Here is a 12,833-nt window from a genome sequence, read left to right on the forward strand (position 1 = left end):
CTTGCAGTTATGTAAGTTTAGAGCGAAGCCTTGGCAGCAGCCGGCACGACTGCGGCGGCAGTGGTCGGAACCACTGTTGCTTTCTCAACCAATTTATCCGACTTCTGTTTGAAGCTGGCCAATACATCCGGATTCTGCTCCGAGAAAGATTTCTGCTGGGCGAACCAGTTCACGTAATCGTCCGGCTCATCCACTACGATGCTCATCTTCATGGCGAAGTGACCACGGCCGCAGATCTGATTGCAGGCCAGCTCATAGTTGAAGTTCGGGTTGCCCATCTGGGCACGCATTTCATCGGTGGTCTTGGTGGGCGTGAACCAGAACTTGGTGGGCATACCGGGCACGGCATACATCTGCACCCGGAAGTTGGGCATGTACACCGCGTGCAGCACGTCGCGGGAGCGGATGCGGAGCAGCACCGGATGACCTTTGGGAACGTGAATCTCACCGGCCGTGAAGTCGTCGACGCCATTCTGGTCGCTCAGGTCGAACCCAAACTCGTTGGTCGCGTCAATCAGGCGGTAATTCACTACGCCCAGCTTCTGGTCGCGGCCGGGGTAGCGCACCAGCCAGTTGAACTGCTTGCCCATTACCTCCAGCACTACCGAATCTTTGGGAGCAGGACCGGTGATACGGGTCCACTCCTTCCAGCCGGCAAACACCAGAGCGGCCATCACTATGGCCGGAATCAGGGTCCAGATAACTTCGATCTTGTTGTTGTGCGGGAAGAAGAAAGCCCGGCGGCCATCCTGGTGCTGATACTTGTAGGAGTACCAGAACAGCAGCACCTGAGTCAGCACGAAAGCAATTCCGATGACAATCATCGAAGACCAGAACATTTTCTCCGTAGCCAGACCATGAACCGAAGCAATGGGCGGGTTCATCTTATCATAGCTGTCAGCAAACGACCAGGCGAAAGCAGCCCCGCCTACCACCAGAAAAATCAGGCACAAAATAGCGTTGACGCGGTTGCTGGTCCCGACCTCGCGGGTAGAGCTTCCGGAAAAAATGGAGGTCAGAATCTGGAGGCGGAACAGCAGGCCGAACACGACCAGCAGCAACGCCAGTACCAGAAGGATACCAAGAGTAGTCATTGGGGGGAGGTAGAAGTGAGAGTTGAGAGGTTAGAAGTGAGAGCCTGTTATCCTGTCAAGTCTAACTTCTCACTTCTCAATACTCATGTCTGAAATTAGGTGGTATGGTGAACGCTCTCATCCAGGAAGGGATGATGAAGCGGAACCAGCGAGGCCTGCGAGAGGCGCTTGGTGAACAGAATCAGGAAGGCCCCCAGGAAAATCAGGGCTATGCCTATCTCGATTACAAACCCGTTATCGCCCTTCATTGTTCCGGGCATGAACATCAAATAGAAGTCCGACCAGTGGCCCACCAGGATGGCAATGCTCACGATTTTGAGCATGATCATCTGCCGCTTGGCGTCGCGGGTCATCAGCACTAGGAAAGGGAAGGCAAAGTTGATGATCAGGTTGCCGAAGAACAGCCAGGTGTACTGGCCATTGAAGCCGCCCAGGCGCTGGTTGAAGTACACGGACTCCTCGGGCAGGTTGGCGTACCAGATCAGCATAAACTGCGAGAACCATACGTAGGTCCAGAAAATGCTGAAACCGAACATGAACTTGCCCAGGTCGTGCAGGTGGCTTTCTTTCACCCAGCGCAGGTAACCGGCCTGCTTGAGCAGGATGGTGCACAGCGTAACGGCTGCAATGCCCGATACCCACCACGAGGCGAATACGTACCAGCCGAACATGGTGGAGAACCAGTGTACGTCAACCGACATCACCCAGTCCCAGGCCGCCATCGACGACGACACGGCGTAAATCACGAGGAAGCCGGCCGATACGTTGATGCTCTTGTGGAAGTATTCGGTACCGCCGTGTAGGTCTTCTTCCAGCGACAAATCGCGCAGGCGCTTGGTAAAGAAAATCCACAGGCCCAGAAACAGGACCATCCGAATCAGGTAGAACGGAATGTTCAGGAAGCCTGATTTGCCGGCCACAATGGCGTCGTAGGTTTCGCTGCCCTTGTCCATGATACCGGGAACGGTCCAGTGGAACAGGTCGTAGTTGATGAAGTTGAGGCCGAAAACCACCATCATTATCACCAGACCGGGAACCAACCAAGCGCTCAGTGCCTCGTTGATGCGTTTCACCACTACCGACCAGCCCGCGTAGGCCACGTACTGAATGGCCATGAACACGGTGCCGATGGCCGATACGCCGGTGAAGAACACGTTATTGTGCCACAGGCTCACGATAATCCGCTTGAGCCAGGGCGCGCTGCCGTGGTGCTCACCGGCACCGTGGCCTGCGCCATGGGCCGCAGCAGCACCTTCAGCCGCCTCGTGGTGAGCCCCGATGCCCAGCATCGACATGATAACGCCCAGCACGAGCACGGCGACGCCGGCGACGATGATGAGCATGAATTTTCTGCGAGTACCCGGCGAAACCTCCAGGTATTCTGCCGTAACGCTTTCCTGATGCGTCAGAGTTGCCATAGAAGAAGGGGGTTAAATAGCTTTGCCATTACGGGCCGGGTCGCCCGCACCGGGGTTGTTCGACACTTCGTTGGAACCAGCTTTGGTGGGGTTCTTTTTCATCTGACCGGAACTCATGGTTGAGTCGGCCGTAGGCACGTTGGCCGAGGCGCTACCAACCTGTACCATGTCATCCAGCCCATCGGGGCCTTTGCCGAGCTGAAGCGCCCGCACGTACATGGCAATTTTCCAGCGCTCCTCGGGGTTCACCTGCGAGCCATGGGGCATCATACGGTTGCGGCCCCACTGAACCACGTGGTAGATGTGGCCGTCGTTCATGGTTTTGTAAGCACCCGCCGAGTAGTTGGGCACGCCCTTGAACTTGATGCCTACCGGACCCTGACCATCGCCCTGCTCCCCGTGGCAGTGCTGGCAGTCACGCGAGTACAGTACTTTACCTTCCTCCAGGTGCGCCTTGGTATAGGCGTAGGGGTTGCGCAGGACTTTTTCAGCCGTTTCCACGTCGTCTTTGCCGATGTGGGAATAGTAGCTGAGCTTACCGCGCGGGATAGTTCCCACGGCGGGCGTCCGCTCGTTGATACCCATCGGGTTTACCACGTTGGCGTTTACCTGAGTCAGGGGCTCGTACGGAATGGACGTGTACATTTCCGGAGCGTACTCCAGGCCGGGGTCATCGGCGCGGTTGCAGGCGGTGGTGAACACCGATGCCAGCAGGACCGCCGACGCTTGCAGAGAAACTTTCAGCGAGTGCGTCATTAGAACTTGGACATTTCTTTTTGGTTCACCTCCGAAGCGCCATTCTCCCGCAAAATCTGCGTCAGCTTGGTCATATCGGTGCTTTCATTCACTTCAATGGCCATCACGAACTTGTCGTCCGTGGAGCGCACGTCCAGTACCGGCGTTTTCCAGCGCGGATAAAGCTTGCTGATGGTATAGAAGGTGATGACCATCCCGTGGCAGCAGAAGAGCACCGTCAGCTCGAACGATACCGGGATAAAGGCCGGCAGCGCAATGTGGGGCTTACCACCGATAATCATCGGCCAATCAAAGCCCAGCGTGTAGATCTGGAGCCAGAGGGCGAAAGCCAGACCGGTTAGGCCGAAGAAGAAGGCCGCAATGGGCAGCCGGGACCGTTCGATGCCCAAGGCATCGTCGATTCCGTGAATGGGGAACGGGGTGAAGACTTCGTAGATTTTGACGCCCGCTTCGCGAACGTTCTCCACGGCGTGCAGCAGCACGTCTTCGTCGTCGAAGATACCGAGGGCGAAGCGCTTAGTCATGCTTAGTGTAGTTTACCGGGGCCGAGGCAGGCACTCCGTGGGTGGTAGCGGGTTGAGGCGCGTGGTGAGGATCGTGGCCGGTGTACGTCGGGCCGTTGTCTACCGTGTATTTCAGGACGGCTTTCACTTCGGCCATGTTGATTACCGGGAAGAACTTGGCAAACAGCAGGAACAAGGTGAAGAACAGGCCAATCGTACCCACATAGATACCGATGTCGATGATAGTGGGCGAGAACATGGCCCACGACGACGGCAGGTAGTCGCGGTGCAGGGACGTTACGATAATCACGAAGCGCTCGAACCACATACCGATGTTGACGATAATCGAGAGGATGAACGTCAGCGGGATACTGTAACGGACGCGGCGGAACCACACCAGCTGGGGCGTAATCACGTTGCAGGTCATCATCGACCAATACGCCCACCAGTACGGACCGGTAGCGCGGTTGATGAAGGCGTACTGCTCGAACTCGACCTGCGAATACCAGGCGATGAAGAACTCCGTGATGTAGGCTACGCCCACAATCGAGCCCGTAATCATCATGATTTTATTCATGAGGGCGATGTGCTCGATGGTGATGTAGTCTTCCAGCTTGAACACCACGCGAGTAATGAGCATGAGCGTCAATACCATGGCGAAGCCGGAGAAAATGGCACCAGCTACGAAATAGGGCGGGAAGATGGTGGTGTGCCAGCCCGGTACAACCGAGGTGGCAAAGTCCATCGATACGATGGTGTGCACCGACAGTACCAGCGGGGTCGAGACGCCGGCCAGGATCAGCGAAACCGTTTCGTAGCGGCTCCAGTGCTTGGCCGAGCCGGTCCAGCCCATGCTCAGCAGCGAGTAGGCTACTTTGGCAATAGGGCCTTTAGCCCGGTCGCGGATGGTAGCGAAGTCGGGCACCAGACCCGTGTACCAGAACACCAGCGACACGGTGAAGTACGTCGAGATGGCGAACACGTCCCAGAGCAGCGGGGAGTTGAAGTTCACCCACAGCGAGCCGAACGTGTTTTGGAGCGGGAATACCCAGTAAGCGAGCCACGGACGGCCCATGTGCAGTACCGGGAACATGGCCGCGCAGATTACCGCGAAGATGGTCATGGCTTCGGCGGCGCGGTTGATGGAGGTCCGCCATTTTTGACGGAACAGCAGCAATACGGCCGAAATCAGGGTGCCAGCGTGACCGATACCTACCCACCACACGAAGTTGGTGATGTCCCAGGCCCAGCCAACGGTTTTGTTCAGACCCCATTCCCCGATACCGTACCAGAGGGTGCGGTACACGGAGTAGAAGAAAACGCCGAGGAGCAGAAGGGCAACGCTCAGGGCGGCCATCCACCGAATGTTCGGGGCGGCTTCTACCTGGCGGCACACGTCCTGGGTGACGTCGTGGTACGTTTTCCCCCCGGTAACGAGCGGCTCCCGTACAGGCGATACGTGCTGCATAGTGTTTGAATTTGGTTGTTGGGGTCTTAGGGACTTGGGGATTTGGTTTGGTAAGAGGTTGATTGCCCTCGCGGAAAACCAAACCCCTGCATCCCCAACAAGCTAAGTTCCGAGATTAGGCGTTGAAATCTGACTTGTCCGTGTTGCGGATTTTGGTCAGGTAAGTGATGTTAGGCTGAACGTTGATGGCATCGAGTACGTGGAAGGCGCGCTCCCCGTCCTCGCGGCGCAACAACTGCGAAATCCGCGACTCTGAGTCGCGCATGTCGCCGAACACGATGGCCTGGGTGGGGCAGGACTGGGCGCAGGCCGAAACGATTTCCCCATCCTTGGGGCGGCGCTTCTGCTTCTTGGCTTCCAGTTTGCCGAGCTGAATCCGCTGCACGCACATGGAGCACTTCTCCATCACGCCGCGGGCCCGTACCGTTACGTCGGGGTTGAGCACCATCCGGCCCAGGTCGGTGAACATGTGGCCGTTCACGCTCTCGAACTTCTCGTTGGAGTAGTACGAGAACCAGTTGAAGCGGCGCACTTTGTAGGGGCAGTTGTTGGCGCAGTAGCGCGTACCTACGCACCGGTTGTAGGTCATCTGGTTCAGCCCTTCCGAGCTGTGGGTGGTAGCCAGTACCGGGCACACCGTTTCGCAGGGCGCGTGGTTGCAATGCTGGCACATCATCGGCTGGAAAATAACCGAGGGGTTCTCCGAAGGGTCTTCCATGGCCGCATACGTGGCCAGCTTGCCTTTCTCCTCGAAGTCTTCCTTGTGCGCGTCGGAGCTGTAGTAGCGGTCAATGCGCATCCAGTGCATCTCGCGCCGGTTGATTACTTCCTGCTTGCCCACTACGGCGATGTTGTTCTCGGCCTGGCAACCCACTACGCACGAGCCGCAGCCGATGCAGGAGTTGAGGTCGATGGCCATACCCCAGTGGTGATTCTTGTACTCGTAGTCCTGCCAAAGGGAAACCTTGTTGGGCTTCTCCAGCCCATCGGGCGTTGAAACCTTCTCGTATTCGGTTACCTCCTTAGGATTCTCGCGGTACTGGGCCAGCGTAGCTTCCTGCACCACCGGCTTGCGGTCCATGATGGTGTGGTGGGTCTGGGTCTGGGCAATCGGCGACTGGGTGCCGGTAGCTTCCATCTGCACCGCGTTGGTGTAGCTGATGGCCCCGTTGCGCATAACGGCCAGCGGCAGCACGTTTTCGCCGAGTCCGTTGGCTACCTTGCCAGCAGCCGTGCGGCCGTAGCCGAGGGCAATGCCGATGGTACCGGCGGCCTGGCCGGGCTGAATCAGGACGGGCAGGCTTACGGATTTACCGTTAGCAGTAACCTTTACCACGTCGCCCTGCTCCCACTTCCGTTCTATGGCGTAGGCGCGGGGAACCGTTACGTAGTTACCCCAGGTAGCTTTCGTTACCGGGTCGGGCAGTTCCTGCAACCAGGGGTTGTTGGCATCAGCGCCGGTACCTACCCCAATTTTCTCGTAGATAGCCAGCTCAATTCCGCCCGATTTGGCGGCTTTGATGGCGGCAATGGCGCTGTTCACGTCCATGGTGCCTTCCAGCTGGGCAGCAGGAGCCGGCAGGGCCGAACCCATGGCCACCCCGTCGTGAACCGCTTTGTCCCAGGCCTTGGCGAAGTCGCCGCCGCCCAGTACACCCTGCCACTGCTGACGCAGGTAGTTGTAATAGGTAGTAGGGCTACCGGCCCAGGTCAGGAGTGAATCCTGGGCCTGGCGCGTGGCAAACAGCGGCGTAATCACCGGCTGAGCCAGGCTCAGATAGCCGCGCTTGGGCTCGTAGTCGTTCCACGACTCCAGGAAGTGGTGGTCGGGCGCGGCGTAGGTACACAGCGCGCCGGTTTCGTCGAGGCGGTCGTTGAGGGAAATGGTCGTTTTAACCTTCTTGAGCGCCGTAGCCAGGTCGGCACCCATGGGGTGGTCGAACACGGGGTTGGCATGGTAGAAGATAACCGCGCCAATCTGGCCGGCGGCCATATCTTTCACCAGACGCGCCATACGGGCGTCGTCACCCTGCCGAACGAAGGACGGGTTGGCCGTATCCACCGCGCCGGAACCCAGCTTCTGGTTGATGGCCGTTACCAGCGTCTGGATGGCCGGGTCGTTGGAACCCGACACCACGAGGCCGCGCGAACCCGCGCTTTGCAGCGCGGCGGCGGCCATACCCAGTTTGCCGGCCGGCTTGCCCCCGCCCATCAGGGCGTTGTAGAGCGAAACGACGGCTTCGCCCAGGGCCGAAGGCTTCATCGGCTCCCGCACATCGGCGTTGGAGCCGGTCAGCGACATATTCGTCTCGAACTGGAAGTGCTTGGACATTGCCCGCTTCGCGCTCGATACTTTCCGGTTGGCCACGTACTGACGGGCAAATTCCACCGGCGAAATCCAGGTGCCGAGGAAGTCGGCCCCGAAGCTCACGATGATGTCGGCTTTGCTGAAATCGTAGGCGGGCAGCACGCCGCCGTTGGCGCGTAGCAGACCCGAAGCCGAGTTCACGTCGTACATCACGTGTTCCGCCCCGCCAAAGCGGGCCGCAAACTCAGCAATGACCTTTTTAGTCGAAGGGCTGATGATGGTCGGCGACACGATGGCCACGCGGCCGGCCCCGGCCAGGGCGTTGCGCACTTCCTGGTCGAGCTGGTCTTTGTCCACCTTCGCGCCATTCTTGGCGAAGTGCTGAAGACGGGCGCCGTCGTAGAGGCTCAGCACGGCCGCCTGGGCACGGGCCGAAAGGCCTCCGCCGGTAATCGGCGACTCGGGGTTGCCTTCCAGCTTGATTGGCCGACCCTCACGGGTTTTCACCAGCACGCTGTTGTAGTCCTGGCCGTTGAAGAACGTGGACGCGTAGAAGTTGGCAATACCCGGATCTACCTCTTCGGGCTTGTTGAGGTAAGGAATTGCCTTTTTGATGGGTGTTTCGCAGCTGGCGAGGGTAGCGGCGGCCAGGCCGAACCCCATGAGCTTGAGGAAGTCGCGGCGCGGCGCTACCGTAGCATCCGAAGTGCCATGGGACTCCTTCACCGGCATAAAGTCGGCAAACTCACTCAGAGCGTTCTTAACGAACTCCGGTGAGCTTTCCAGCTCCTCAATTCCCTTCCAGTACTTAGGCGAATCTTGCATTTGTTTTAGGAACTTAGGGTCTTGAGGACTAAGTAACCGGAATTCTGGTTCCCGGATAGTCCGCAAGTGCACTGCTTGGCTTATTTGAAGGTGTTTTGCGGCGGGAGCGGCCGGCACTAAACGCTAGTGCCAGCCGCTCCGTTACCCAATTAGTAGTGGCACTTGGAGCATTCCGTGCCGCCGTTCGACGAGACCGTGAAAGGCACCGCGCCATTCTTGGTGTCGTGCAGCTTCACGAGGTTGTCGTAGTAACCGTTGCCCTTGGTATTGAGCGGCGTTTCGCGGTGACAGTTGATGCACCAGCCCATCGTGAGGGGCGAATACTGGTACACCACTTCCATGTTCTGGATAGGACCGTGGCAGGTCTGGCACTCGATTCCGCCCACCTGCGTGTGCTGGGAGTGGTTGAAGTAGGCCAGATCGGGCAGGTTGTGCACGCGCACCCACTGAATGGGCTGCTTGCGCTCAATGGCGCGGTAGATTTTCTTGATTTCCGGCGACTCCGTCTTGATCTGCGAGTGGCAGTTCATGCAGATGTTCGGGGACGGAATGTTGGCCGACTTGCTCTTGTACACCGAGGTGTGGCAGTAGGCGCAGTTGATCTGGTTTTCGCCGGCGTGCAGTTTGTGCGAGAAGGCAATCGGCTGGGTGGGCTGGTAGCCCTGGCTCAGGCCTACGCCCATGGCACCCTGTACGCTTTCGTAGAGGACGGCCAGCACGAAGACAACCCCAACAATGGCACGCAAGGCCGTTGATTTATAAATCCGGGCGAAGTCGAAGCGCTGCTCCATTTGCTCTACGTCGCGACCATCCAGGTCTTTGCGGCCGCGGAGCACATCCTTCATGATGTTGGCGATGATGACCAGCGTCACCACCAGCACAATCAGCACCACCACCAGCACAATCAGCAGGATGTTCATGGAGCTGGCATCGGCCGACTCGGCGGTTGCCCCACCGCCAGCGACGGCGGCACCACCGCCATCAGCTACGGCAATAACGGGTTTAGCGCCCTCCTGCGAGGTTACATAGGCGACAATCGAAGTGATTTCCGCGTCCGAGAGTTGGAAGCTGGGCATCTGCTGCTTCTGGTACTGGTTGTAGATCTTCACCGCGTAATCGTCGCCGGCGGCCACCATCTTGCTGGAGTTTTTGATCCACGGAATGATCCAGGACATGGGGCGGCGCTTGGTGATGCCGGCCAGGGCCGGACCTACTACCACCTCGTTCACGGCGTGGCACTGGGCGCAGTTGCCTTTGAAGAGCGCGTCGCCGGCCGCGATGGCGGCCGGGTCGGCGGTGGTGGTACCGGCGGCGGCGGCCGGCACGGCGGCCGCAACGGTGCCGGGCGTTACACCTACCTGGCTGGGGTTTTTGGAGGAGCCTACCTCCCCGGCTGCCGGATTAGCTCCCTGGGCCACGGCGTAACCGAAGCTGGCAAAGAACACCGATAGAGCGAGAAAGAGACGGGAAAGGAAACGAAATCGGATGCTATCCATCGCACAGATTGACTAAAAAAAAGAAACGCGGGAGTGCTTCAAGGCCACAAATGTAGGTTGGGAAACCCAGAGAACAAACCTGAACGGGCTAATTTTCGCCCCCGCACGACAGCTTAGACGTATTCTAAATCGTCTATTTCCCTGCCCTCGTTATATATAGGTGTGCCAACTTCCTCTCCCCCGCCCACTTCCGGTGGTCTGGTTTGGCACCGTTTCGGTACCCTGGTAATCAACCGGGCCGCGAGCGAGTGGTTGCGAATTGATTGTCAATTTTTTACCAATCAGAGGCCGGACAGTATTAAAGTAAGAGGGGCAGTAGTTGTTGGCAGAAATCCTCCTATCTTTGCCCCTCATTTGATTTTTTCACATCAATTTCACCCCGTCGTAATGGCAGTAAGAAATTACGAGACGGTCTTCATTCTGACTCCCGTGTTGAACGAGAGCCAAGTGCAAGAGACGGTCGAGAAGTTCTCTCAGGTGCTTAAGGAAAATAGCGCCGACATCATCAACACTGAATCCTGGGGCCTCAAGAAACTGGCGTACCCAATTCAGAAAAAAAACACTGGGTATTACTTCCTCGTGGAGTTTACCGGCGAGGGTAACATCGTAGACGTGCTCGAACTGGCCTTCCGCCGCGACGAGCGCATCATCCGGTTCCTCACCACGGTGCTCGACAAGCACGCCGTGGAGTACGCGGGCCGTCGCCGCAAAGGCGAAATGAATCAACCCAAACCTAAAACGACCGAAGCAGTTGGCTAAGCAACGTAAAATGAGTCTCGCGAACGAGAAGCTGCATAAGCAGGACGCTCGTAAGAAGTACTGCCGCTTCCAGAAAGCCGGTATCAAGTACGTCGACTACAAGGACCCGAACTTCCTGCTGAAGTTCGTGAACGAGCAGGGTCGCATCCTGCCCCGTCGCATTACCGGCACCAGCCTCAAGTTTCAGCGTAAAGTAGCCCAGGCCGTGGCCAAGGCACGTCACCTGTCGCTGATGCCCTACGTAACCGACTCGTTGAAATAAGTTGTTGGTATTTAGTTGTTAGTTGTCAGTTGTTAGCTGAAGCAAGCCTTTTGAATCTAACAACTGACAACTCAACAACTAGCAACTCAAAAAAGACATGGAAGTATTTCTGAAAGACGACGTTAAGGGCCTCGGCTACAAGAACGACCTCGTGACGGTAAAGCCCGGCTACGGCCGCAATTACCTGATGCCCCAGGGCCTGGCTGTACTGGCCGACAAGACCAACAAGAAAATCGTTGCTGAAAACGTGCGTCAGGCTGCTCATAAGGCTGACAAAGTGAAAGGTGACGCGCAGGCCATTGCCGACCAGATTGGCGACATGGTACTGGAAGTGCTGGCGAAAGTAGGGGAAAGCGGCAAAATTTTTGGCCGCGTAACCACGCTCCAGCTCTCCGACGCACTCAAGGCCAAAGGCATCGAGGTAGACCGCAAGCGTCTCTCGTTCGACTCTGACCCCACGTCGGTCGGCGAGTACACGGCTTCGGCCGACCTGCACCGCGAGGTGAAGCATAAAATCCGTTTCAACGTAGTAGCTGAGTAAGCTGCTTTCCGCGAAACATTGAGAAAATGCCCGACTGCTCTTGCGCAGTTGGGCATTTTTTATCTTATCTAGTTCTTACCATCACTCATTTTATGCTTTATGCGTTTTTTACTGCTGACTCTTTTAGTAGCGCTTAGCTATTCTACAATAGCCCAAAACCTGCATGCGTCTCCTACTGTCATGTCAGATTTGAAAGACTGCTACCGTATTGTACAGGAGGATAGTGTGGTTGTGTATTATGATGCGGACTATGTACTGACCCCATCTGAATGCGCTAGCATTCGCCGTCATACCCGGCTGACAGCGGACGGCAACTTTGGGGGAGAGGTGCGCGACTATTGGATCAATACCAACCAATTGGCATTGCGCGTACGTTACCAGGACGGTAAGTCGGACGGTCTTATCGAGCAGTATCACTTTAACGGCCGGTTAGCATTGCGTGGCCAGCTTTTGCAGGGCATTCCAAGCGGTGAGTGGCAGTACTGGTATACTAATGGCCAACGTCGGCAAACAGCACGGTTCTCGGCAGAAAATACGGTATACCTGGTAGCCTATTGGGATTCAACTGGCACCCAGCAAGTAGCTAATGGAACCGGCTATTGGGAAGGCGAGTTGGCTCCCACTTATACGACAATGTTGCCGGGCAATATCAAGCGCAACCACTCCACCTTACGATTCAAAGGTTCTGTTGCTGATGGTGTACCCCACGGGGAATGGCAGAGTATTTATGCGCACAACAAGCAGGTTTTCACTGTTGAGAATTTTGCGCGCGGCAAATTTCGTCATGGCCGTATGGCAACCAAGCCCGTCTACGGTAGTGCTACGCTCACTGCTTCCCAGATCATTTTTGCTTTGGCAAGTCCGAGCAAACTTGCGGAAGATTTTGAGCTAGGCTTATCCTGCGCCACCCGCCAGCAGCAACAGCAGAATCAAAAAGTATTGGCGCAAATCCGGTTTCCCAGCAATACCTCATTGCCCCCGGACTATGCTGAGCAGCTAGGGCGTAAGCTGATGCTATATGCGGGCCAGCCGTGGTATGAACGGTTGCCAGCTCGCTCGGCACTCAGGTGCCAGCTTGATTCGACCGGCTCTATCCAGGAAGTATCCGGTGATAATGCTCCTCTGCAAGCAGTTATACGAGATGCCATGCGGTTAATGCCCCGTTGGAGTGCAGCAACGTATCAGGGACACTATATACCGGGCGGATTTACGGTAGTCGTTGTTAACAATAGCGGCAGCCTGACAATGCAACTTTATGTAACAGCTACTGTTCCGGCGGAATCAGCGGGTGAGGTCCGGGAGTATTGGCAATACTGGATAGGTTTCTGATAAATCCTGCCGAAATCCGTAAGCTGTATCTCCTATTTTTACGTTGATACCCTATCCGCAATTTAACCACTTTC

The 12,833-nt window shown here is 56.9% G+C and carries 11 protein-coding genes; 4 read left to right on the forward strand and 7 right to left on the reverse strand.

Going from position 1 to position 12,833, the window contains the following annotated elements:
• Window positions 1-17: 17 nt before the first annotated feature.
• The 7 genes from D0T11_RS06000 to D0T11_RS06030 form a co-directional block, all read right to left on the reverse strand.
• Window positions 18-1,094, reverse strand: coding sequence for a cytochrome c oxidase subunit II (locus D0T11_RS06000; protein WP_119654871.1), 1,077 nt, complete (start codon window positions 1,092-1,094; stop codon window positions 18-20).
• 95 nt (window positions 1,095-1,189) lie between these two features.
• Window positions 1,190-2,512: a quinol:cytochrome C oxidoreductase gene (locus D0T11_RS06005; RefSeq protein ID WP_245990619.1), complete on the reverse strand. Its 1,323-nt coding sequence runs from the start codon at window positions 2,510-2,512 to the stop codon at window positions 1,190-1,192.
• A gap of 12 nt (window positions 2,513-2,524) precedes the next feature.
• Window positions 2,525-3,268, reverse strand: coding sequence for a c-type cytochrome (locus tag D0T11_RS06010; RefSeq protein ID WP_119654873.1), 744 nt, complete (start codon window positions 3,266-3,268; stop codon window positions 2,525-2,527).
• Complete coding sequence (locus D0T11_RS06015; RefSeq protein ID WP_119654874.1) at window positions 3,268-3,792, reverse strand: DUF3341 domain-containing protein; 525 nt, start codon at window positions 3,790-3,792, stop codon at window positions 3,268-3,270. The genes D0T11_RS06010 and D0T11_RS06015 overlap by 1 nt, the downstream gene beginning before the upstream one ends.
• Window positions 3,785-5,239, reverse strand: a complete 1,455-nt coding sequence (gene nrfD / locus D0T11_RS06020; RefSeq protein WP_245990621.1) for an NrfD/PsrC family molybdoenzyme membrane anchor subunit — start codon at window positions 5,237-5,239, stop codon at window positions 3,785-3,787. The genes D0T11_RS06015 and nrfD overlap by 8 nt, the downstream gene beginning before the upstream one ends.
• Before the next feature lie 115 nt (window positions 5,240-5,354).
• Entirely contained in the window at window positions 5,355-8,372 is a 3,018-nt protein-coding gene (locus tag D0T11_RS06025; RefSeq protein ID WP_119654875.1) for a TAT-variant-translocated molybdopterin oxidoreductase, read from the reverse strand.
• 149 nt (window positions 8,373-8,521) lie between these two features.
• Window positions 8,522-9,817, reverse strand: a complete 1,296-nt coding sequence (locus D0T11_RS06030) for a cytochrome c3 family protein (RefSeq protein WP_245990623.1) — start codon at window positions 9,815-9,817, stop codon at window positions 8,522-8,524.
• Window positions 9,818-10,255: 438 nt separating this feature from the next.
• Here D0T11_RS06030 and rpsF point away from each other — a divergent pair, with 438 nt between their 5' ends.
• From rpsF to D0T11_RS06050, 4 genes are all read left to right on the forward strand, one after another.
• Window positions 10,256-10,627: a 30S ribosomal protein S6 gene (gene rpsF, locus D0T11_RS06035; protein ID WP_119654876.1), complete on the forward strand. Its 372-nt coding sequence runs from the start codon at window positions 10,256-10,258 to the stop codon at window positions 10,625-10,627.
• A 10-nt stretch (window positions 10,628-10,637) separates the two neighbouring features.
• Complete coding sequence (gene rpsR / locus D0T11_RS06040) at window positions 10,638-10,889, forward strand: 30S ribosomal protein S18 (protein ID WP_119654877.1); 252 nt, start codon at window positions 10,638-10,640, stop codon at window positions 10,887-10,889.
• A gap of 97 nt (window positions 10,890-10,986) precedes the next feature.
• Window positions 10,987-11,430 (forward strand): 50S ribosomal protein L9, encoded by a 444-nt coding sequence (gene rplI / locus D0T11_RS06045; protein ID WP_119654878.1) that lies wholly within the window; start codon window positions 10,987-10,989, stop codon window positions 11,428-11,430.
• A gap of 99 nt (window positions 11,431-11,529) precedes the next feature.
• Complete coding sequence (locus D0T11_RS06050) at window positions 11,530-12,759, forward strand: toxin-antitoxin system YwqK family antitoxin (RefSeq protein ID WP_147374538.1); 1,230 nt, start codon at window positions 11,530-11,532, stop codon at window positions 12,757-12,759.
• Window positions 12,760-12,833 lie beyond the last annotated feature (74 nt).

Origin of the sequence: Hymenobacter rubripertinctus (genome assembly GCF_003583925.1) — a bacterium.
Classification (GTDB): Bacteria; Bacteroidota; Bacteroidia; order Cytophagales; family Hymenobacteraceae; genus Hymenobacter; species Hymenobacter rubripertinctus.